At 69.8% G+C, this 20,708-nt stretch carries 22 protein-coding genes and 1 pseudogene; 12 read left to right on the forward strand and 11 right to left on the reverse strand.

Annotated elements, in window-relative coordinates:
* Nucleotides 1–292 precede the first annotated feature (292 nt).
* The 3 genes from DI573_RS07250 (at nt 293) to DI573_RS07260 (ending at nt 3,560) form a co-directional block, all read left to right on the forward strand.
* Nucleotides 293–1,597 carry a glycine betaine/L-proline ABC transporter ATP-binding protein gene (locus DI573_RS07250; protein WP_292812264.1) on the forward strand — a complete coding sequence of 435 codons (1,305 nt, stop codon included), beginning with the start codon at nt 293–295 and terminating at the stop codon, nt 1,595–1,597.
* Entirely contained in the window at nt 1,597–2,577 is a 981-nt protein-coding gene (locus DI573_RS07255) for a proline/glycine betaine ABC transporter permease (protein ID WP_292812267.1), read from the forward strand. Before DI573_RS07250 ends, DI573_RS07255 begins: the two co-directional genes overlap by 1 nt.
* A 71-nt stretch (nt 2,578–2,648) precedes the next feature.
* Nucleotides 2,649–3,560, forward strand: coding sequence for a glycine betaine ABC transporter substrate-binding protein (locus DI573_RS07260; RefSeq protein ID WP_292812269.1), 912 nt, complete (start codon nt 2,649–2,651; stop codon nt 3,558–3,560).
* A gap of 298 nt (nt 3,561–3,858) precedes the next feature.
* Here DI573_RS07260 and DI573_RS07265 read toward each other — a convergent pair whose 3' ends face one another.
* The 5 genes from DI573_RS07265 to DI573_RS07285 form a co-directional block, all read right to left on the reverse strand.
* Nucleotides 3,859–4,527, reverse strand: coding sequence for a DUF4166 domain-containing protein (locus DI573_RS07265; protein ID WP_292812270.1), 669 nt, complete (start codon nt 4,525–4,527; stop codon nt 3,859–3,861).
* Nucleotides 4,528–4,537: 10 nt separating this feature from the next.
* Nucleotides 4,538–5,161 (reverse strand): SRPBCC family protein, encoded by a 624-nt coding sequence (locus DI573_RS07270; protein ID WP_292812272.1) that lies wholly within the window; start codon nt 5,159–5,161, stop codon nt 4,538–4,540.
* A 244-nt stretch (nt 5,162–5,405) separates the two neighbouring features.
* Complete coding sequence (gene arfB, locus DI573_RS07275; RefSeq protein WP_292812274.1) at nt 5,406–5,843, reverse strand: alternative ribosome rescue aminoacyl-tRNA hydrolase ArfB; 438 nt, start codon at nt 5,841–5,843, stop codon at nt 5,406–5,408.
* Nucleotides 5,844–5,848: 5 nt separating this feature from the next.
* Nucleotides 5,849–6,109 (reverse strand): DUF4287 domain-containing protein, encoded by a 261-nt coding sequence (locus DI573_RS07280; RefSeq protein ID WP_292812276.1) that lies wholly within the window; start codon nt 6,107–6,109, stop codon nt 5,849–5,851.
* Between the two features lie 115 nt (nt 6,110–6,224).
* Nucleotides 6,225–6,620 carry a VOC family protein gene (locus DI573_RS07285; RefSeq protein WP_292812279.1) on the reverse strand — a complete coding sequence of 132 codons (396 nt, stop codon included), beginning with the start codon at nt 6,618–6,620 and terminating at the stop codon, nt 6,225–6,227.
* A gap of 92 nt (nt 6,621–6,712) precedes the next feature.
* Between DI573_RS07285 and DI573_RS07290 the strand changes: the two genes are divergently transcribed.
* A complete protein-coding gene (locus tag DI573_RS07290; protein WP_292812281.1) occupies nt 6,713–7,153 on the forward strand; it encodes an SRPBCC family protein in 441 nt (146 codons plus the stop codon).
* A 131-nt stretch (nt 7,154–7,284) separates the two neighbouring features.
* Here DI573_RS07290 and DI573_RS14750 read toward each other — a convergent pair.
* Nucleotides 7,285–7,482: pseudogene (locus tag DI573_RS14750) on the reverse strand (phage baseplate assembly protein V); the annotation flags it as partial.
* Nucleotides 7,483–7,565: 83 nt separating this feature from the next.
* Between DI573_RS14750 and DI573_RS07295 the strand changes: the two are divergent.
* Nucleotides 7,566–8,030 (forward strand): SRPBCC family protein, encoded by a 465-nt coding sequence (locus tag DI573_RS07295; protein ID WP_292812284.1) that lies wholly within the window; start codon nt 7,566–7,568, stop codon nt 8,028–8,030.
* Between the two features lie 22 nt (nt 8,031–8,052).
* On the opposite strand, the gene DI573_RS07300 is transcribed toward DI573_RS07295, so the two are convergent.
* The 5 genes from DI573_RS07300 to purL form a co-directional block, all read right to left on the reverse strand.
* Nucleotides 8,053–8,256, reverse strand: coding sequence for a hypothetical protein (locus DI573_RS07300; RefSeq protein WP_292812286.1), 204 nt, complete (start codon nt 8,254–8,256; stop codon nt 8,053–8,055).
* 235 nt (nt 8,257–8,491) lie between these two features.
* Nucleotides 8,492–9,478: a hypothetical protein gene (locus DI573_RS07305; protein ID WP_292812288.1), complete on the reverse strand. Its 987-nt coding sequence runs from the start codon at nt 9,476–9,478 to the stop codon at nt 8,492–8,494.
* Nucleotides 9,479–9,514: 36 nt separating this feature from the next.
* Nucleotides 9,515–10,759: a hypothetical protein gene (locus DI573_RS07310; RefSeq protein WP_292812291.1), complete on the reverse strand. Its 1,245-nt coding sequence runs from the start codon at nt 10,757–10,759 to the stop codon at nt 9,515–9,517.
* Nucleotides 10,760–10,843: 84 nt separating this feature from the next.
* Complete coding sequence (locus tag DI573_RS07315; RefSeq protein WP_292812293.1) at nt 10,844–10,978, reverse strand: hypothetical protein; 135 nt, start codon at nt 10,976–10,978, stop codon at nt 10,844–10,846.
* 8 nt (nt 10,979–10,986) lie between these two features.
* Nucleotides 10,987–13,362, reverse strand: coding sequence for a phosphoribosylformylglycinamidine synthase subunit PurL (gene purL / locus DI573_RS07320; RefSeq protein WP_292812295.1), 2,376 nt, complete (start codon nt 13,360–13,362; stop codon nt 10,987–10,989).
* Nucleotides 13,363–13,867: 505 nt separating this feature from the next.
* Here purL and DI573_RS07325 point away from each other — a divergent pair.
* The 7 genes from DI573_RS07325 to DI573_RS07355 form a co-directional block, all read left to right on the forward strand.
* The gene (locus tag DI573_RS07325; protein WP_292812298.1) at nt 13,868–14,512 is read left to right on the forward strand and encodes a hypothetical protein; all 645 of its coding nucleotides are present in this window, start codon (nt 13,868–13,870) and stop codon (nt 14,510–14,512) included.
* Nucleotides 14,513–14,592: 80 nt separating this feature from the next.
* Nucleotides 14,593–16,197 carry a sensor histidine kinase gene (locus tag DI573_RS07330; protein ID WP_292812311.1) on the forward strand — a complete coding sequence of 535 codons (1,605 nt, stop codon included), beginning with the start codon at nt 14,593–14,595 and terminating at the stop codon, nt 16,195–16,197.
* Nucleotides 16,194–16,814: a response regulator transcription factor gene (locus DI573_RS07335; RefSeq protein WP_292812301.1), complete on the forward strand. Its 621-nt coding sequence runs from the start codon at nt 16,194–16,196 to the stop codon at nt 16,812–16,814. The genes DI573_RS07330 and DI573_RS07335 overlap by 4 nt, the downstream gene beginning before the upstream one ends.
* A 616-nt stretch (nt 16,815–17,430) precedes the next feature.
* A complete protein-coding gene (locus DI573_RS07340) occupies nt 17,431–17,919 on the forward strand; it encodes a transcriptional regulator (RefSeq protein WP_363331350.1) in 489 nt (162 codons plus the stop codon).
* Nucleotides 17,906–18,883: an SRPBCC family protein gene (locus tag DI573_RS07345; RefSeq protein ID WP_292812303.1), complete on the forward strand. Its 978-nt coding sequence runs from the start codon at nt 17,906–17,908 to the stop codon at nt 18,881–18,883. Before DI573_RS07340 ends, DI573_RS07345 begins: the two co-directional genes overlap by 14 nt.
* Before the next feature lie 112 nt (nt 18,884–18,995).
* Entirely contained in the window at nt 18,996–20,141 is a 1,146-nt protein-coding gene (locus DI573_RS07350) for an ROK family transcriptional regulator (RefSeq protein WP_292812306.1), read from the forward strand.
* A 40-nt stretch (nt 20,142–20,181) separates the two neighbouring features.
* A partial coding sequence (locus DI573_RS07355) for an ABC transporter permease subunit (RefSeq protein WP_292812309.1) occupies nt 20,182–20,708 on the forward strand: 527 nt, incomplete at its 3' end.

Consider the following 20,708-nt stretch of genomic DNA (forward strand, 5'->3'; position numbering starts at 1 on the left):
GTCAACGGGCGTTTTGAGCGGCCGGAGTGATTTGACCTCGGCATCCCGCGTCTGATTGCCTCGAAGGAGGGCCGATCTCGGCCCATAAGTCCAGTCCGCGTTCGCGCCGCCCCCAACCCGATGGGCGTGGCGGGCGAACGTACGGTTGATGGATCAGTGCGGACGACCCGATGTCCTCCGCCGGTGCGACGAACGCACGACGTCTGCGGACGCGTGCCCGTCGCCGGTGATCATCACCCGGGCGTAACCGATGCGGCCCCACCATGCGCAGCGGGCCGTCGAGGTGTGACCAGTGACCGTCGCGCACGCGATCGAGGCAACAGGCCTCTACAAAGTCTTCGGAAAGAATCCCAAACAAGCCGCCCGGCGCCTCGCCGCCGGGGAGAGCCGCACGCAGGTCGCGGACGCCGGAACGGCGGCCGTCATCGACGCGAGCTTCACCGTCGCGCCCGGCGAGATCTTCGTCATCATGGGCCTGTCGGGATCGGGTAAGTCGACGATCATCCGCATGCTCAACGGGCTGCACGATGCGACCGCCGGCACCATCACGGTGCAGGGCGAGACCATCACCGACATCCCGGCGAACAAGCTGCGTGAGATCCGGCGGGATCGGGTGTCGATGGTGTTCCAGCACTTCGCGCTGCTGCCGCACCGCACGGTCGCCGAGAACGTCGCCTACTCGCTGGAGCTGCGAGGCGTCGGCAAGGCCGAGCGCACGGCCAAGGCCGACGAGATCCTTGCCCTCGTGGGCCTCGAGGGGTGGGGTGACAAGCTGCCCTCGGCACTCTCCGGCGGCATGCAGCAGCGCGTCGGCATCGCGCGAGCACTCGCGGCCGACACCGACATCCTGCTCATGGACGAGGCCTTCAGCGCACTCGACCCCCTGATCCGCCGCGAGATGCAGGAGCAACTGCTGTCCCTGCAGCAGAAGCTGCAGAAGACGATCGTGTTCATCACGCACGACCTCAACGAGGCGATGTTCCTCGGCGATCGGATCGCGGTCATGCGCGACGGTCGCATCGTGCAGATCGGCACGCCCGAAGACATCCTCACCGACCCCGCCAACGACTACGTCGAGCAGTTCGTGCAGGACGTCGATCGCGCCCGCGTGCTGACGGCCGCGAACGTCATGGAGCTTCCGCGTCCCGTCGTCAGCGAGAGCGGCGGCCCGCGCACGGCCCTGCGCCAGATGCGCGACGCGTACTCGTCGGCCGCGTACGTCGTCGGCCGTGATCGCCGGCTGCTCGGCATCGTGACGGATCGGGATGCGGTCAAGCTCGTCCGTCGCGGGGAGCGTTCGCTGTCGTCGGTGGTCACCCGCGTGCCGCAGAGCGTCTCGAAGGACGAGGTCCTGGTGAACCTGTTCGTACCCGCGGTGGAGTCGCCGCTGCCGCTCGCCGTGACGGATGACGAGGGCCGGTTGGTCGGCGTCATCCCCCGCGTCACCCTGCTGGCGGCCCTCGGACCCGGACCCAGCGACACCTCGGAGATCACGATCCTGCCCCAGCCTGTTCCCGCGACCGAGATCGATGCGGTGCTGGCGGCCTCCGCCACCGCCGACGAAGCGCCGGCCGGCGAGAGCGAGGGGGTGCGCTGATGGATGGTTTCCGCATTCCGCTCGGGGACTGGATCGACACCGGTGTGGACTGGCTGCGCGACAACCTCGCGGGGCTCTTCGACGTCATCACCGTCGTCGTGCGGTTCCTGGTCGACGGCCTCACCGACGGGCTCGTCGCCATCCCGGTGTTCGTGGCGATCGCGCTCTTCGCGCTGCTGGGCTGGTTCTTCCGGTCGTGGCAGATGGCTCTCGGCACCGCGCTGACATTCACGCTGATCGTCGCGATGGACCTGTGGGTGCCCGCGATGCAGACGCTCTCGCTCGTGCTCGTGGCCACCCTCGTGGCGCTGCTGATCGGGATTCCGCTGGGCATCTGGTCGGCGCGCAACGACACCGTGCGCGCCATCCTCAAGCCCGTGCTCGATTTCATGCAGACGATGCCCGCGTTCGTCTACCTGATCCCCGCGATCACGTTCTTCAGCATCGGCGTCGTGCCGGGACTCGTCGCGACGGTCATCTTCGCGCTGCCCCCCGGGGTGCGCCTGACCGAGCTGGGCATCCGCGGCGTCGACTCGGAGACGGTCGAGGCCGGGCACGCATTCGGCGCCACGCCCGGACAGATTCTGCGCGGCATCCAACTGCCCCTCGCCACGCCGACGATCATGGCGGGCGTCAACCAGGTCATCATGCTCGCGCTGTCGATGGCGGTGCTGGCGGGAATCGTCGGCGCCGACGGCCTCGGCAAGATCGTCGTGCAGTCGGTCTCGACCGTCAACCTCGCGCTCGGCGTCGAGGCGGGCCTGGGCGTCGTGATCCTCGCGGTCTTCCTCGATCGCGTCACGGCCGCGCTCGGAAACCCCGCCGACTACCCGAGATCACTGCGGGGCGTGCTCGGGCGCCGTCGCGCGGCGGGGTCGCGCAGCGGTGGCCCGGCCGGGGGCTCGAACGCTGCGGCCGAGCAGGCCGAGCGCGAGGTCGCGTCGCCGCGGCGGGCTCCCGTCGGTGGCGGCGCCGTCTGAATCCCGCAGATCCACAACTGAAAACCCATACGAAACGCATGCAATCACACATGAAGATGAAGGGAAGCACCATGAGAAATCGCAAGCTGACAGGAATCCTCGCCGTCGGAGCGGCCGCGACGCTGACGCTCGCCGGCTGCTCGGGCGACGCCGGTGACAACGGAACCGGCGACACCGGCTCGGAGGACATGGGCACGATCACCCTCGGGTTCCTCCCGTCGTGGACCGACGGACTGAGCACCGCGTACCTGCTCGAGAACCAGCTCGAGAAGCTGGGCTACACGGTCGAGATGGAAGAGCTCACCGAGGCGGGACCGCTGTACACGGGCCTCGCGCAGGGTGACGTCGACATGTATCCGTCGGCCTGGCCCGAGGTCACGCACGCCGAGTACATGGAAGAGTACGGCGACGACATCGAAGACATCGGCGCCTACTACGAGGGTGCCGTGCTCACGATCGCCGTGCCCGACTACGTCGAGATCTCCTCGATCGAGGAGCTGAAGGGCAACGCCGACATGTTCGGCGGACAGATCATCGGCATCGAGCCCGGCGCCGGTCTCACGCGCGTGACGCAGGAGGAGATGATCCCGGCCTACGAGCTGGGCGACGAGTACGAGCTCGTCACCTCGTCGACGGCCGCGATGCTCACCGAGCTCGAGAACGCGATCGCCGCCGAAGAGAACATCGTCGTGACGTCCTGGCGTCCCTTCTGGGCCAACGACGCCTACAACCTGCGCGACCTCGAAGACCCCATGGGCGCCATGGGCGAGCCCGAGGCGCTGCACTTCCTCGGGACGAGCGACTTCTCGGAGCGCTTCCCCGAGGCGGCCGAGCTGATCGCCGGCATCGAGCTGGATGACGCGCAGTACGCCTCCCTCGAGGACATGGTCGTGAACGAGTACGGCGAGGGCAACGAGCCCGAGGCCATCGAGGCCTGGCTCGAGGCCAACCCGGACGCGTTCGACACGATCATCACCGAGTGATCGCGCTCTAGCGGCTGTGCGAGCGGGTCCCGGCTTCGGCCGGGGCCCGCTTTGGCGTGTCGCCGGCGCCGGGTGGCAGCATCCCGTTCGTCTCGCGCTGGCCGCGCTGGTCGCGTTGGTGCTCGCCTGTCGCGTTGTGTGGGTGTGGATGCTGCGTACCCGCATTTTGCGACAGGGGAGCATCTTGCGGCTCGGGTCCCTGGTGCTCGCCTGTCGCGTTGTGTGGGTGTGGATGCTGCGTACCCGCATTTTGCGACAGCGGAGCGTGGATGGCGGGGTGGATGCTGCGTGCCGCGTGTCAGGTGCGCGACTCGTGCCGCGCGGGCTTGAGCCGAGCGGGGGCGTCGTGCGCGTCGACCCACTCGCACACGAAGGAGCCCCGATACCCGAAGAGGAATCCGAATCGGTGGTTGTGCACCTCCAGCTCGACGTGGAAGCGCTGATCGTCGTCGTCGAAGTACTCCTTCAGCCGCGCGCGCCCGCTCAGCAGGAGCGGGAAGGCGAAGCCGATCGGCCCCGCGAAGAACCGCTGCGTGTCAGAGGTGAGCAGCAGGCCTCCGCGCTCATCGATGCGAAGGTCGAGCTCGACGGCGAGGTGCTGATGCGTGCCCAGATAGTCGAGCACGCGACCGCCGTCGAGGATCATCGTCGCGTCGAAGCGGCGCCGGTGGGCACCCACGGTGTACTCGCGGACGAAGGTGACCGTCTCGCGTCCGAGTGGATCGCGGTACGGATAGTTCTCGATGACGAAGGGCACCCGCACGCCGGTGTCGGGGACGAGGATGTTCCGGAGTCTCCCGATCTGGAGGAACGGCACCGTCCACCAGGGTCCGCGCCGGATCTCGTCCATCACACCCCGCCCGATGCACGCCTCTCCCGCGTCGAGCCCGACGCCGAACCGGCGGCGCATCATGGGGTGCAGGCGGGCGAAATCCTCGCCGAGCGCGCGTTCGAAGATCGACGTCATGAGGGAGACGTCACGAGGGAGATGCCGGGTCGGGGAGGGCAGCAAGCGTCGCCGGAGCGCTCCGCACGAGCTCCGTCCGCTTTCCATACGCGGGCCTGCGACGGCACCGTGTCGCGCGCGGTCGGTCCGGCCGCCACCACCACGCGACGCTCCACAGCGGCCATCGCTCGGGCGGGTCGTCTGACTCGATCCAGAGGCGGAGTCGATCGAAGCTCCAGGCCGTCGCCCAACCGAGCAGTGGGCGGACGACGACATCCAGCATCCCCCAGCCGGCGTCGTAGTCATATCCGGTGATGAAGCGGGTGCCGCTCTCGACGGGCACGTAGCGCCAATATCCGCGACCTGAGCGGATCGGCGACATCCGGTCGCGGGTGTGGAACCGCAGCGCGGACGTGCGCGTGCCGTCGGGCCGGTCGTGTTCGCCGATGCTCACGCCGGTACCGCGCACGACGTGACCCGGCACGCGACGCTCATAGGTGAATCGGGTGGCGCCGTCCTGCGTCTTGTCGACCGGCATGATGCGCGTGAATCTGACGTCCCAGCGCACGTGCGCGCGCGGATCCTGCGTCGCGCGCCACACGGCATCGACATCGGCGCAGATCGTCGTCTCCACATAGATGCCGCGCCCGCTCACAACACGACGCTACGACAGCGGGCGCCGCCCGCGGACGGCGCGCGCCGGTGCGCCGCGGGATGCTCGCTTGGTGGCGCCGTCTTCGCTCGCCTGTCGCGTTGTGTGGGTGTGGATGCTGCGCACCCGCATTTTGCGACAGGGGAGCATCTTGCGGCTCGGGTCCCTGGCGCTCGCCTGTCGCGTTGTGCCGGTGTGGATGCTGCGTACCCGCATCTCGCGACAGGGGAACCGTTCCTCGAGCCGGTCAGTCGGTGGGTGGACGCCGCAGCCGCTTGGTGTCGGTGCGGTGCCGCTTCGCCGTGAGGCGACGCTCCTTCGCGCCTCGAGTCGGCTTCGTCGCGCGCCGCGTCGGGGACGGTGGCCGCAGCGCATCCGCCACGAGGGCCGCGAGTCGGGCGCGCGCCGCCTCCCGGTTGCGGACCTGCGCGCGATGTTCGGAGGCCGCGATCGTCAGGACCCCGTCGACGAGGCGACCGCCGAGGCCGTCGAGCAGCCGCTCGCGCTGAGTCGGCGAGAGGGCACGGGAGTGGACAGCATCCCACAGCAGTTCCACACGCGAGTCGGTGGTGTTGACGCCCTGCCCGCCCGGGCCGGACGAGCGGGAGAAGCGCCAGATCAGCTCTGCGTCGGGGATCGTCAGGCTCGCGGTGACCCGAAGGCCGGCACGATGGGGCGCGGGCACGAGACCTACCGGGCCGGGTCGGCCAGGGCTGCCCGCACGTGCGCCACGATCGCGTTGGCGTGCCCGTGCCCCATGCCATGCTCGGCCTTGAGGTATGCCACGACCTGCATGTGCGGGTGATCGGCCAGGCGATCGGCGGCGATGTCGAGCCACTCCTGCACCGGGTGCCCGTACGCCTGCTCGATGCTCGCGAAGTACGACGCCGGTCCTTTCGGCTTCGAACCGTCGGGGGGTGGGTCAGGGGCGAAGACACGTCGAGCGCTCATGCAGCCAGGATAGGAGTGCTCAGCTCCGGATGATGCCGGTGACAAGTGCGGCGAGACGATCGAGATCGGCCCCTCCGGGTACGTCGTTGCGCGATCGCAGGGGAAGTCGCGGGCGTCAGTCCTCGTAGCCGATGAGCCACGTGATGCCGTATCGATCAGTGAGCGTGCCGTCGTGGGCGCCCCATGGTCGCTCCTGCAGCGGATCGATGACGGTTCCGTCGTCGGCGAGGGCCGTGAACCATGACTCCAGGGTGCGCGGGTCGGCGGTGCCGAGCAGCGAGAACATGATGCCGCTCATGACCAGCGGGCGGGTGGCGGTCGAGGCGTCTGCCGCGAAGAGATCGACCGGACCGGCGAGTATTCCGTGAGCGATCGCGTCTGCAGGGCCGTCCGTGCTGCCGAACTCGGCCCGCGTGTGCAGCTCCAGCGCGCCGCCGAAGACGCCGTGATAGAACGTGAGGGCCTCACGTGCGGTACCGGGGAAGTGGATGTACGGAACGAGACGTGCCATGCGCCGACCCTACGCCGGCCGGACGCCGGCGACGACCCCCGGCATCCGACCCCCGGGATCACTTCGCCGAGATCCGGGCAAGGATGGGTGCCATGTTCACCGTCACCGAATCCATCACGATCGCCAGGCCCGTCGATGAGGTGTTCGCGTTCCTGGCCGACGGTCGCAACCGAGCAAAGTGGGACACGTCGGTGATCTCCGAGGAACTCACCTCGCCCCCGCCGCTCGGTGTCGGAAGCACCCTGCACACGCGCATGCGGGTGATGAGCCGCGAAGTCGAGTTCGACTGGCGCGTGACGCGCTTCGATTCCCCGCGCCGGATGGCGATCGAGAGCACGGCGGGGATGCTGCCCACGTCGTTCCTGCTGGAGTTCACCGATGCGGGCGAGGCCACCGGCGTGGTGGCGACGGTGGCGGGTGAACCGAGAGGGATGCTGCGCCTCGGTGAGCCCATGATCGCCGAGTCCGTGCGCGCCACCCTCGCGACGGGTCTCGCGCGCGCGAAGCGGCTGCTCGAGGAGCGTCCGCGATAGGGGTTCGGAGTGGAGCCGCCCCGCGCGTCGGCCCCACCGGCCGCATGACCCCGATCCCACGCATCGCCGAGGGCCTCGAGATCGCGCGCCAGAGCATCGCGGCGGGCAGGCGGCTCGATCAGTCCCAGAACGATCGGGCGCTCGAGGTCGTCCTCTTCGAATGCGACCCAGACTCCGGCGCCGATCGGCACCGCGTGGGGGGCGAAGGCGCCGAGCGGGATGACGACGGGAGCCCAAGAATCAAGCCCGGTCTGGGGAAACCGGATCTGCACTCGGCCGCGCCCGGACGGATCGTCGTCTGCGATGACTTCAGCCCGGTGAACGCCCACGCGCTCACCGTACCTTGCAGCCTGTCCGAGCGGGCGCGGTGCGGTCGGGATCGTCCGCGCCGTACGCCTGGCAGGATCGAAGAATGGTCAGTTCGTTCACGCTCGTCACGCGGACGACCGCATCCGTCGAGCAGCTCTTCGAGCTGTCGTTGAGTATCGACGAGCACATGTCATCCATGGATAGGTCGAGGGAACGTGCGATCGCGGGCGTCACCGGCGGGTCGATCGGTCTCGGAGAGACGGTCACGTGGCGTGCGCGACACTTCGGCATCTGGTTCACGATGACTTCGAAGATCACTCATCTCGAACGCCCCGGGTGTTTTGTGGACGAGCAGGTGCGGGGCCCCTTCCGCTTGTTCCGCCACGAGCATCGATTCGCCCTCGAAGACGGGAAGACGGTCATGGTCGATACGCTGACGATCGCGTCGCCGATCCTCGGTCGCCTCGCGGAGCGTGCGATTCTCGTGCCCTACCTGCGCCGGCTGATCAGACGGCGCAACGAGCATCTCCTTCGCGTGCTCGCAGCCGCGCCGAGCGGCAACGCCTGATCGCGCGACGCGTCGCGAGCGTTCAGCGGCCGGAGGGCGGCAGCTTGTCGACGCCGTGCCGGAGAGGCTTTTCGGGCTCGGCCGCCGTTTCGGGGGAGGCCGCGCCCTCGTGAGTGGGCGCATCCGTACCCGGGTAGTGCGGCTGCTCGATCTCGTCCCCGCTATCGCGCTCCTCCTCCGGCGGAAGGTGGTCCTGCGGCTGCTTGATGTCATCTCGATCGTTCATGCCCCCAGGTTTCGCGTCTCGCCCGCCCCACGGAAGGGGGTTGCGGACCTCACGGGAGCATGATCTCGCGGCAACGCGGCGCCTCGCGCTCCCGCGCTCCTGCGCCGGTGTTCGGCTGTCGCGTTGTGCGGGTGTGGATGCTGCGGACCCGCACTTTGCGACAGGGGAACGGGTGGGGCGCGGTGCGGGACCCGCGGTGTGGGGTGACGCGCGGGGGTGACGGCGCGCGCCGGGGTCAGGCCGGAGGCCGGGGGCGGGTGATGCGTCCGGGGGCGGCGGGAGGCGCAGGATTCGTGCGGGGTGGTGGGGTCACGGGGCGAGGGACGGATGGGAGAGGAGCGCCGGACGACCCCGCATCCGAGGACCCATCCGGATCGGGCTCGGCATCCCTCGCCGTCGCCGTGAAACCGCTGCCCGGCCCGGACCCCTGACTCGCCGGTGTCGACCCCTGGCCTGGCGCCGGCCTCTGCTCCGGCGCCGACCCCCGACCGGGCGGCGACCCCTGACCCGAGGTCAACTCCAGCGCGACCCGCTCCTCGAGCGCATCGATCGCGCCGTCCGAGAGCAGGATGAGACCGTCGAGTTCCTCGCGCACGCGACGGTACGCCAGCTGTCGTTCCGCGGGCGTGGCCGCCTGATCGATCGCGACCGTGAGCAGCTGCTTGGCGGTGTCGAGGCGCTTGCGCTCGGACTCGGTGAAAGACGAGTCGCGGATGCGGCGCGCATCGCGCTCGGCGATCTCGAACGCGGTCGCGAACTCGGTGACAGCATCCCGGTACTCCGCGAGGGCCTCCTTGCTCAGGCGCGCCTTGACCGACGCGGGACGCAGGCCGTCGGCCTTGCGCTTGGCGCGCAGGAACGCCGCCGTCAGCGGCTGGCGCCCGTCGCTCATGGCCGGAAAAGCGATGATCTTCGCCACGTCGAGCTCGTAGTCGAGCCAGCGGGCGGTGATGGCATCGTGCTCGTCGAACAGGCGCTGCAGTCGGGCGGCGGGAGTGTCGGCGCGGGCATCCGCGGCTCCGGGCACCTGTAAATCAGTCGACGGCAGGGAACCGGCGACGGCCGCCGCGCGCAGTTCACTCTTGGCACGCAGGATCTCGAGCCGCCGTTTGTGGCGCCGCCGCGCCCCGCGCTCCCAGGCGCTGCCGAGCCCGCCCATGACGCCCACGAGCGGGAAGACCAGCCACCAGTAGCTGCCGAGGAACGTGAAGAGAGGCTCCACCCCCTCATGCTATCCGCGTGGTCGACCCGGGCGAGGTCAGTCCGAGGATCGCCGCGGGACCGGCCACACCCGCCGCGAGGGCGAGGGCGAGGGCGAGGGCGAGGGCGAGGGGATGGATGAGGATGCGGGGGCCTCCCGCCGCGGCTCCGGCTCCGGCCGCGGATTTCGCTGGGGCGGCGGCTCCGATCGCCGCTCAGCGGCAGGAGGCTGGGGCCGCCGCTCAGCGGAGGAAGCCGCGGGTGCGGGCGGCGCCTCGGAACGCTGGGGCCGCCGCTCCGCCGGGGAATCCTCGGGCGCGTGCTCGGGCTCGGGCGCATGCGGGGGCTCGGGCGCGGCAGCGGTATCCGAAGCTCGGGTCCGCTCTGCCGGGTCGTGCGCGTCGTCGCGGCCCTGACCGCGGGTGGCGCGGAGCACAGCATCGAGCGTCCACGCGGGTGCTGCTGCCGCGGCGGCGCTCGCCGTGCTGCGGGCGCTCTGCACGAGGTCGTCCCACGCCCCGCGCAGCTGCGGCGGAATCGACGGCCGCGACCCCGTATCGCCCCCGTGCCCGCCACCCCCGAGCCCGCCACCGCCGAGGCCGCTCCGGCCACCAGGCCCGCCGGTGGCACCCGCCGCACGCCACGCGTCGGCCTCGGCGGTCTGGAACGCCGCCTCGAGGTCGGTGACCGCGGCGCGATAGTGCGAGTACGCCTCGGGCGTCATGCTCGCCTTCGGCGAGGTTGGACGCAGCCACCGGGCTCGATCGAGCGCCGTCAGCAGCGCGGAGGTCGCGGGCACACGCGTGTCGGTCATCGTGGGGAAGGCGATCGCCTTCGCGGGATCCGTTTCGTACTCCATCCAGCGCGACACCACGGCGTCGTGGGCGGCGACGAGCCGAGCCGTCGGCAGATGCTCGTCGTCGCGGGGCATGCCGCGCAACGCGATCCGCGCGGCACGCACCTGCACCCGGCGCCCCTGCAGCGCCGTCTGCGCCGACCTCATCTCGCGCTGAGCATCGCCGAGCGACCGGCGCGCAGCATCCATCGCACCCGTGCCGGCGCGTCCGGCCTGGCGTTCGCTCTTGGCCGCCAGCATCGCGGCTCGCGCCGACGTCACCTGGGCGCGGGCGCCGTGGAGGCGGGCGCGCGCGACGTCGAGCTCATGTCGCGCCGCGGCGTACTCGATCGTGCGCTCGCGGTGTCGGCGTCCGTAGCGGATCGCCGCGAACGACGCCGCGCCCCCGCCGATCACGACGGGCCCGAGCCACCACAACTCCGCGGCGAACGCGAAGACAGGGTCCATCACCTCATGCTAATCGCGTGTCGCGAGGGTGTCAGCGGTCCCGCGGGATGGCACCCGGCGTCCGGACATCGCCCTCGGCGCGTGTCAGCCAAAGAGCAGCGCGAGCACCGTTGCGCCGCCACCGCCGATGATCAGCGCCGCGATCACGATCCACGCGGTCACCCGCATCCGCTTCTGCCGCTTGTCGGCGAAGCCGCGGTACTCGTCGTCGTCGCTCATGCTCGTCCTCACGCCACCGGGGGCGCCGCGGGCGCCTCGAATTCGCCGATCGTCGGCCCGAACGCGGCCGGGAGCGTGTCGCGCCACAGGGTGCCGAGCTCCGACAGCGGAACCGTGAACAGGTCCTGGATCTCGAGCTCCGCCTCGCCCGCGGGCGACACGTCCGTGACCCCGATGCGCAGCACCGGGTAGCCGCGGCCCTCGCACAGCCCGCGGAATTTCACGTCGTCTTCGCGCGGGACGGTGACGAGCACGCGGCCCGTGCTCTCGGAGAAGAGCGCGGATGCGGCATCCACTCCATCGCGTTCCATGAGCTCGCGCAGCCAGACGCGCGCGCCGACCCCGAAGCGCAGCACACCCTCGGCGAGGGCCTGTGCCAGCCCGCCACCCGAGAGATCGTGGGCGCTCGAGACCAGAGACTGCTGGGATGCTGCGTGCAGCAGCTCCGCGAGCTGCTTCTCTGCGGCGAGGTCGACCTTCGGCGGCAGTCCGCCGAGGTGCCCGTGCACGACGTGCGCCCACTCCGACCCGCTCAGCTCGTTGGCGGTGACACCCAGCAGGTAGATGTTCTCGCCGGCATCCTGCCACCCGCTCGGGATGCGCCGGGCGACGTCGTCGATGATGCCCAGAACGCCCACGACCGGCGTCGGGTAGATCGGCTGGTCGCCGGTCTGGTTGTAGAAGCTGACGTTTCCGCCGGTGACGGGGATGCCGAGCTCGCGGCAGGCATCCGCCAGGCCCTCGACGGCCCGGCTGAACTGCCACATGACCTCGGGATTCTCGGGGCTTCCGAAGTTCAGGCAGTCGGTGACGGCGGTGGGGACCGCACCCGAGACGGCGACGTTGCGATACGCCTCGGCGATCGCGTGCTGCGCGCCCGCGTACGGGTCGAGCTGGCAGAGCCGGCCCTCGCAGTCGGTCGCGATCGAGAAGCCGAGACCCGACTCCTCGTCGACCCGGATCATGCCGGCGTCGTCGGGGAACGACAGGGCGGTGTTGCCCATGACGTAGTAGTCGTACTGGTTGGTCACCCAGGAGGTGTCGGCGAGGTTGGGGCTCGAGAGCAGCTGGGCGAACTGCTCGCGCAGCGTCGCGGGATCGCTCGAGCGCGGAAGGGCGCTCGCCGAGTCGCCCTGCAGCGCGTCGAGCCAGCTCGGGTAGGCGACCGGTCGTTCGTAGACGGGCCCGTCGATCGCGACGGTGGCGGGGTCGACGTCGACGATCTTCTCGCCGTGCCAGTGGATGAGCAGGCGCCCATCGCCCGTGACCTCGCCGAGCACGCTCGTCTCGACATCCCACTTGCCGGTCACGGCGAGGAAGGCGTCGAGCTTCTCGGGCGCGACGATCGCCATCATGCGCTCCTGGCTCTCGCTCATCAGGATCTCTTCGGGCGTGAGCGTGGGGTCGCGCAGCAGCACGTTCTCGAGATCGACCCGCATGCCCGACCCGCCGTTGGCGGCCAGCTCGCTCGTCGCGCACGAGATGCCCGCGGCACCGAGGTCTTGGATCGCTTCGACGAGCTCGCCCTGGTACAGCTCGAGGCAGCACTCGATGAGCACCTTCTCGGCGAACGGGTCGCCGACCTGCACGGCGGGGCGCTTGGTGGGCCCGCCGTCGGCGAAGGTGTCGGAGGCGAGGATCGACGCTCCGCCGATGCCGTCGCCGCCGGTGCGCGCCCCGAACAGCACGACCTTGTTGCCGGCGCCCGAGGCGTTGGCGAGCTTGATGTCTTCGTGGCGCATGACGCCGACGGCCAGCGCGTTGACGAGCGGGTTGCCCTGGTACACCGAGTCGAAGACCGTCTCGCCGCCGATGTTGGGCAGGCCCAGGCAGTTTCCGTAGAACGAGATGCCGCTGACGACGCCGTGCACGACGCGTGCCGTGTCGGGGTGGTCGATGGCGCCGAAGCGCAGCTGGTCCATGACGGCGACGGGACGCGCGCCCATCGAGATGATGTCGCGCACGATGCCGCCGACGCCGGTCGCGGCGCCCTGGAACGGCTCGATGTAGCTGGGGTGGTTGTGGCTCTCGACCTTGAAGGTCACCGCCCAGCCCTCGCCGACATCGACGACGCCGGCGTTCTGTCCCATGCCGACCATCAGACGCTCACGCATCTTGTCGGTCATGCGCCGGCCGAACTCGCGCAGGTAGATCTTGCTCGACTTGTACGAGCAGTGCTCCGACCACATCACGGAGTACATGGCCAGCTCGGAGCTGGTGGGGCGTCGGCCGAGCAGCTCGCGGATGCGGTCGTACTCGTCGGGCTTGAGGCCGAGGGCGGCGTAGGGCTGCTCGCGCTCGGGGGTGGCCTCGGCGTTGTCGACGGTGTCGGTGGCGGGCCGGGGGGAGACGGCGGCGCGGCCGTCGGAAGTGGGGATGGTCACGCGGCTGGGCTCCAAGATCACGGGATGCCGGACCGCATCAGTCTAGCCGGGGCGCGCCGGCTCCCTCGAGGTGCTGGGGCGCCGCGTCGTCCGGGGTCGCCAGGTCGCGCGCCCGAGCCTGTTCGCGGGGCGCCGGCCGGTGCGGGTTCAGCGCGACGTGAGGACTTCTGCGCGGCGCGAGGATTCTGCGTGCCGCAGCATCCTCGTCTCGAGCGGAAGTCCTCGTGTGGGTGCACGCGCAAGCGCCAGGTGAGCGCGGAAGTGCCGGCGCCGGCGCCGGCAGCAGCAGCGGGCGGTGTCGGTATCGCAGTCTCGTGACACTGGGTGTCACGAGTGGAGGGCGATCGCCAGCGTCGACGGCCGGTCTTGTCGTGACACATTCCGGTCTTGAGCGATCCCGCGACCGCGTCGGGATTGAACTCGGGTACGCCTTCACGATGATCAGGTGCTGACTCGGGACTCCCGCCCCTATCCGCCCGGGAACGCTCCTTGCGAGCATGAGCGCATGACACCTTCTCGTATCCTTCTTCTCGCGGCGGGCATCGCTGCTCCGATCCTGTTCGTGGCCGGCCAAGCGCTTCTGCCGAATCTCGGCCGGGACCCGGATGAGGCGTTCCCTTTGATGCTGCAGTATCGCGACCAGTTGATCGTTTCGCGCCTGCTGACGACCGCGGGCGCCTACCTCCTCCTGCCGACGTTGTGGTTGATCGCGCGGCTCGGCGGCAAGACGACGTGGGTAGGGGCCGCGATCGCCGCCGTGGGCACCTTCTTCAACGCCGTCAGCCAGGGCGTCAACGGGTACGCGGCGTGGGCGGTTACCGCACCGGGCCTCGACCACACCGAGTCGATGCAGTCGCTGCTGCACCTCGATCAGGGCGCGGTCGCCCTGCCGGTGTCGTACTGGTCGATTCCCGTTTTCGCTCTCGGCCTCGTCGTTCTGGCGATCGGCCTGCTGATCGCGAAGACGTCGCCGCGATGGATGCCATCACTGCTGATCGTGGGCGTCGTCGCGGCGTTCCTCACCGCGGGTCTCGGTCCGATCGTCGCGCTCACGCAGGCGCCTCTCGCAGCCGCGTTGATCGCTCTTGTGCTGCGGAGCGCCTCGACACTTGCGGTGCCGTCGCTTCCGGTTCACGCTGAGAGGACATGACCGAGCCGCTCCGTCACCCTCGCCTCCTGCTGTCTGGCGCGGCCGGGTGCGCACTTCTCGCATCGTCGGCGGTGAGCGTGATGGTCGCGGTCGGTCCCGAGCGAGCCCTGATCTCGCACCTGGTGGAGGGCACCGTGGTCGCCCTCGCGTGGGTCGCCCTCGTGGTCGTGTGTGTCTTCCGGCAGCGACGCGCGGGTGTCCCGCTCGGGATGGCCGCGGCCTGGAGTGTGTCGGCGGCATCCGGCGGTTGGGCGCTCTTGGGATGGCCCTTCGCGATCGCGGGGGCATGGGTCAGCGTGACGACGTGGGCGATCGGCGTCGGAGTGTCGTACACGCTCGGCGTCCTCGAGGCAGCCAGATGGAGCACACCCCGCGTGCTCTCCGTGCTCGCAACGGCCAGCGCGCTCACCATGGCGTTCGCCTTCGCCACGCTCCCCACGATCACCGTCGAGCAGGGTGATGCCCGGCCGAACCCGTTGGCGCTGCCGCTGTCGCCCAGCCTCTCGGCGATAGGAATCGCGGCGACGGCGGCCGTCTCCTTCGCTGCCATCGCGACGCTGGTGCTCGGCGCGACGAGCCCCGCTCGTCGGCGATCGACGTGGCCCGTGGTGACTGCCGCGATCCTCGGCCTCGCCGGGATCGCCGCCGGTGCGGTGGCGAATCAGTGGGCGCCGCTCGTTCAGTCGCTTACCGTACCTCTGCTCCCGTTGGCGATCGCGGTGACCGTGTGGGGATCCATGAGCCCCGGCATCCGTACCGCGAATGCGAAGCTGGACGGCGCCGCCGATCCCGCGAGTGCGCTCACTGCCACGTTGACCGAGATCCGGCATGACCTGGGGCTCGCCGGCCTCGCCATAGAGATCGCGGACGACGTCGTCGTCCGTGTCGGAGAAACGGGCGAGCACCGGATCCCGCTCGTCCACCTGGGCCGCATCGAGGGTCACCTGATTGCTCCGCCGCTGGACGAGGACGCCGCGATCGAGGTGAAAAGAGTCGGCCCCTCCATCGCCGCGGTTCTCGCGTCGGCGCGCCTCATCGAGGAGGTGCGGCGATCCCGCGCTGAGCTGGCCGTAGCCCGGGAAGAAGAAAGACGGCGTGTCCGGCGCGACCTGCACGACGAAGTCGGGCCGCTGCTCTCCGCCGTCGTCGTGCAATCGGACGTCGCCAGTTTGGCGCTCGAGCGTGATCCCGAGCGTTCGCGGAGATCGATCGCGGGCGTGCGCGCGGCCGCCGGGGGCGCCGTCGTCGCGTTGCGCCGCATCGTACGAGATCTGCATCCGGTCGCCGTCGACGCCCTCGGACTCGTCGGGGCGCTCGAAGAGCTCGCCGCCCGTCTGTCGGGCACCACGTCGGTCCGTGTGAGCGTCACGCCGTTGCCGCCACTCCCCGCCGCGGTGGAAGTGGCGCTCTACCGCATCGCGGCAGAGGCGACGGGCAATGCGGTGCGCCATGCAGCCCCGGCGACGGTGCACATCGATCTCTCGGTGAAGCGCGCTGTGATCACCTTGACGGTGTCCGACGACGGCACGGGATTCGAGCCGGACCGGGTGACTCCCGGGGTCGGGCTGGAGTCGGTGCGGCAGCGCGCGGCGGAGCTGAACGGCACGCTGTCGATACACAGCGACGGCGCTGGCACCGACGTCCGGGCGGACATCCCGCTCGAGAGCGGAGGCGATGCCGCGTGAGGGTGCTGCTCTGCGACGACCATCCCGTCTATCGCGACGGGCTCCGATCCTTGTTCGAAGAGCTCGGCGTCGAGGTCGTCGCAGAGGCCGGGACGGGGGAGGAGGCGTTGATGTTGACCGCTAGCTGCCGCCCCGACGTCGTGGTGATGGACCTCTCGATGCCGGGCATCGGAGGAGTGGAGGCGACGCGGCGCATCGTGGCCGCGTACCCGTTGGTCCGTGTCCTTGCGCTCACGATGATCGACGACGACGCGACTGTGCTCGCCGCTCTCCGCGCGGGTGCGAGCGGGTATCTGCTGAAGGGAGCGGGGCACGCAGAGATCAGCGGAGCCCTCGCCAACGTCGCCCAGGGAGGGGTGATCATCGCGCCGGAGGTCGCCCGCGGAGTCAGAGCGGGAATGCAACCGGCCGAACCGTTCCCCCAGCTGACACCCCGCGAGCGAGAGGTGCTCGGCATGGTGAGTCGTGGGCGGACGAACGAACACATCGCCGAGACCCTCGGGCTCTCGATCAAGACCGTGCGCAACATCGTCTCGAGCGTCTTCGCCAAGCTCGGCGTTTCCACTCGCGCGCAGGCCGTCGCCGTGGCACGGGATCACGGTCTCGACGGGCATTGACAGGTCTCGTGCGAAGGACAGAGGGCGAGGTCGCATCAGTGCGTTGGGCGAGCTTTCCTGATCAGCAACCAGAGGACCTCCCAGCGCTCTTCCTGAGACTCGCACCACACGTGTGTCCCGGTCGGTTGCCAGAAGTACAGGCTGGGGGTGAATCGGAAGCGGACGCCCTTCGACTTACGCAAGGGCTGAGGGTCGATCGCCGTCCAGGCTCGATCGCCGAGATCCCGTCCGACGACAGCCCATTCGTGCTGGCCGGACTTCTGATGCGCCCTGTCGTCCGGGCGCGAAATCCAATGCAGCTCAGTCGACGATGTACGGCGTCGGGGGACGATCTGCTGAGGTCCAGCTACTGGGAGCACCCGCACCACCTCTCGCAAGCGAATTCGGTGTCTGACGTTGCGAGGACGATGGGCTGATCGGAGCCCCATCGCTCCTCTATCCAGTTCCGATATTCTTCCTCGGCGAAGAACTACCCGTCGTCGTCATCGGCGTGTCGTGACACTCGATGTCATTCGACCGCCCGCCTGTGTCACGCATGGCCGGTTTGTGTCACCCGAACGCGTTCCCGACAGGCGGGCCTTGACGGATGCTGCCATCGGGCATAACGTACAACCAAATGGTTACATATCCTCTCTCCGACACCGAGATCGACGCGATGTTCCACGCGCTCGCGGATGCGACGCGCCGCGACATCCTGCGCCGGTCGCTCTCGCGTGAGCACTCCATATCGTCGCTCGCGCGGGAGTACTCGATGTCGTTCGCGGCCGTGCAGAAGCACGTCGGCGTGCTCGCGGCGGCGGGCCTGATCGTCAAGCGCGCCGAAGGACGGGAGCGGCTTGTGCGGGCCGACCCCGCGCGCATCGCCCGGGCGCGACTTCTGCTCGAGGGATACCAGCAGCTCTGGCGCGGCCGCGTCGACCGACTCGACGCGATCCTCGCCGACGATGCCGAAACCGCCGCGGGGACCCCTTCGACAGGCTCAGGGGCCGCCGAAGCCGAGCGGGCCGCCGAAGCCGAGCGGGCCGCCGAGGCGGGGCGGTCCGCCGACACCGAGACGACAGCATCCACACCACTCATCGAAGGAGATCGACATGCCCGTGATTGATGTCACCACCGACCCCGAAGCGCTCACGATGACGCTCGTCGCCGAATTCGACGCGCCGGTCGAGCGCGTCTGGGACGCGTTCACGCAGCCACGTCAGCTCGAGCGGTTCTGGGGACCTCCCGGCTGGCCGGCGACCTTCACCGCGTTCGACCTCTGCGTCGGTGGGCGCGCCGCCTACTTCATGACCAGCCCGAAGGGCGAGAAGGCGCCGGGGGCATGGGAGTTCCTCGCGATCGAGGAGCCGCACCGGTTCGAGGTGCTCGACAGCTTCACCGACGAGCACGGCGATCCGGTCGAGGGCATGCCCTCGATGCGCACCACCTACGACTTCACGACGACGGATGCCGGCACCCGCCTCACGAACGTCACCTACTTCACCTCGGGCGAGGCCCTCGAGCAGGTCGTCGCGATGGGCGCAGTCGAGGGCTCGACCATGGCCATGAACCAGCTCGACCGCGTACTCGCCGGATTGCGGGCGTACGCGCAGGGCAAGGGCACACGGACCGAGTTGCTCGATGACACGCACGTGCGCATCACGCGGCTGATCGAGGGCCCGCGCGAGCTGGTCTGGCGAGCGCACACCGAGCCCGAGCTCATGACGCAGTGGCTGCTCGGGCCCGACGGGTGGCGGATGAGCGTGTGCGAGGTCGATCCGACGGTGGGCGGTCGTTATCGCTACGTCTGGGAGCCGGTGGGCGACACCGAGGGTCAGGAGTTCGGCTTCGACGGCGAGACCGTGCTGAGCGAACCACCGCGCCGCGCCGTGACGACCGAGCACATGACGGGCACGGACTTCGCGTCGACGCTCAACGACATGACGCTCGACGAGGAGGACGGCGCCACCCTCATCTCGATCGTGATCGAATACCCCGACCGCGAGACACGCGACATGGTGCTCGCGACCGGCATGACCGACGGGATGGAGGCGTCGTACGCGCGGCTGGAGGGTGTGCTCGTGGGCTGAGCGGCCGGGCGATGCGCCGTGGGCCGGCGCTTTCTGTCGAGGTCGGGCTGATTCGAGAAGTTTTTCTGTCACATCATTGACGGAAAAATTGGGCGCCGCTTAGCGTGTGCAGGTGCCCAAGCCCAACGGAGTGCACGCACTCCTTCGCCAGACCCACGAGGACCGCGTCCTGCGCGTCCTGCGCGAGCGCGGCGCCCTCGCCCGCGGTGAGATCGCGCGGCGTCTGGGCCTGTCACGCACGACCGTCTCGGCGATCACGAGCGACCTGCTGGCGCGGGGCGCGATCATCGTCGCCGATACGGATGCGGCCGAACGCTCCGGCAGCGGACGACCGGCGGAGCGGCTTGCCCTCGACCCTCGCGCGGGCCAATACCTCGGCGTGGACTTCGGCCACCGCCGCGTGCGCGTCGTCGTCGCCGACGCGTCGCACGACATCGTCGCCAGCGGGCGAGCGGGGTATGACGACGGGGCCCAGTGGCCCACACGTCTGGATGCCGCGCTGACGCTCATCGACGACGTGGCGCGCGAGCATGGGCTGCACTTCGGGGCACTGCAGGCGATCGGCATCGGCGTACCCGGCCCCGTCTCGACCGCGGGTCTCGAACTCGCCGAGAGCTGGGGACGGATGTCGTCGGGCGTCACCGTCGGCGACGTCTTTCAGGATCGCTTCTCCGCTCCCGTCATCATCGACAACAACATGCGCTTCGCCGCGCTCGCAGAGGCCATGAACCTGCCGGGGGGTGGCGGAGACGTCGTCTATGCGCGCCTGGCCGACGGCGTCGGCGGCGGTGTCGTCGTCGCGGGACGCCTCGTCACCGGTGCGGTGGGCCTCGCGGGCGAACTCGGCCACGTGCGCGCCGTGGACGGCGGCCTCGGCTGCCGCTGCGGTAAGAGCGGCTGCCTCGAGACGGTCGCCTCCGCGCCCGCCGTGCTCGCGACGTGCGCCGCTCGGGGTGTCGCCGTGGCGGATCTCGACGAACTCGCCCTGCAGATCGAACGCCGCCACCCCGTCGTGGACGAGGTGCTGCGCGAGGCCGGCGCGGCGCTCGGGCGCGTGCTGGCAGCATCCGCCATGGTGCTCAACCCCGCGCACATCATCATCGGCGGCGAGATCGCCCGCGTCGCTCCCGCCCTGGTCACCGCCGCACGCGACACCCTTCACTTCGAGCGTCTGCCCGGATCCGCCACGGCGCCCGAGGTCCGCGTCGCGGAACTCGGCGACGACGACGGCGCGATCGGCGCCATCGCAGCGTCGTGATGACGCGCCGCCTACCCGACCGCGCCACCGAGGAGGCCTCGTGGCTACCGTGACCACGCAGGCCGTGCGCACCGAATCCGAGAAGCAGCAGAAGCGCCTGAAGACGGGCGCCGGCAGTCGCAACCTGCTGATCGGGTTGAACATCGTCTCGATCGTGCTCGGCATCGGCATCTGGTGGGGCCTCGCGCTCGCGGGATTCCAGTTTCCGACCCCTGCAGAGGTCGTCCAGAAGGCGGTCCAGCTCTGGCAGGCAGGAATCCTCCAGGAGGACATCCTCGCCAGCCTCGGGCGTGTGCTCAGCGGCTTCATCCTGGGCTCCGCGGTCGCGATCCCGGCCGGCTTCCTCATGGGGTGGTACACCGTCGCGCGCGGTCTGCTCGAGCCGTGGATCCAGTTCTTCCGCACCATCCCGCCGCTCGCGCTGCTGCCGCTGGTGCTCGTGCTTCTGGGCATCGGCGAGGTGCCGAAGGTGTTCGTCATCTTCCTCGCCGCGTTCCTCGCCTGCGTCATCTCGACCTACCAGGGCGTCGTGAGCGTCGATCGCACCCTCATCAACGCGGCGCGCGT

The organism is Microbacterium sp., assembly GCF_003248605.1.
Lineage (GTDB): Bacteria > Actinomycetota > Actinomycetes > Actinomycetales > Microbacteriaceae > Microbacterium.

Bases quoted from the DNA above. Each gene is read 5' to 3' on its own strand.
- DI573_RS07255 (WP_292812267.1), top strand. From the start codon at position 1,597: ATGGATGGTTTCCGCATTCCGCTCGGGGACTGGATCGACACCGGTGTG.
- DI573_RS07260 (WP_292812269.1), top strand. From the start codon at position 2,649: ATGAGAAATCGCAAGCTGACAGGAATCCTCGCCGTCGGAGCGGCCGCG.
- DI573_RS07265 (WP_292812270.1), bottom strand. From the start codon at position 4,527: ATGACGTCGATCTTCGAACGCGCGCTCGGCGAGGATTTCGCCCGCCTG.
- DI573_RS07280 (WP_292812276.1), bottom strand. From the start codon at position 6,109: ATGAGCGCTCGACGTGTCTTCGCCCCTGACCCACCCCCCGACGGTTCG.
- DI573_RS07285 (WP_292812279.1), bottom strand. From the start codon at position 6,620: ATGGCACGTCTCGTTCCGTACATCCACTTCCCCGGTACCGCACGTGAG.
- DI573_RS07290 (WP_292812281.1), top strand. From the start codon at position 6,713: ATGTTCACCGTCACCGAATCCATCACGATCGCCAGGCCCGTCGATGAG.
- DI573_RS07295 (WP_292812284.1), top strand. From the start codon at position 7,566: ATGGTCAGTTCGTTCACGCTCGTCACGCGGACGACCGCATCCGTCGAG.
- DI573_RS07300 (WP_292812286.1), bottom strand. From the start codon at position 8,256: ATGAACGATCGAGATGACATCAAGCAGCCGCAGGACCACCTTCCGCCG.
- DI573_RS07310 (WP_292812291.1), bottom strand. From the start codon at position 10,759: ATGGACCCTGTCTTCGCGTTCGCCGCGGAGTTGTGGTGGCTCGGGCCC.
- DI573_RS07315 (WP_292812293.1), bottom strand. From the start codon at position 10,978: ATGAGCGACGACGACGAGTACCGCGGCTTCGCCGACAAGCGGCAGAAG.
- DI573_RS07325 (WP_292812298.1), top strand. From the start codon at position 13,868: ATGACACCTTCTCGTATCCTTCTTCTCGCGGCGGGCATCGCTGCTCCG.
- DI573_RS07330 (WP_292812311.1), top strand. From the start codon at position 14,593: ATGGTCGCGGTCGGTCCCGAGCGAGCCCTGATCTCGCACCTGGTGGAG.
- DI573_RS07340 (WP_363331350.1), top strand. From the start codon at position 17,431: ATGGTTACATATCCTCTCTCCGACACCGAGATCGACGCGATGTTCCAC.
- DI573_RS07345 (WP_292812303.1), top strand. From the start codon at position 17,906: ATGCCCGTGATTGATGTCACCACCGACCCCGAAGCGCTCACGATGACG.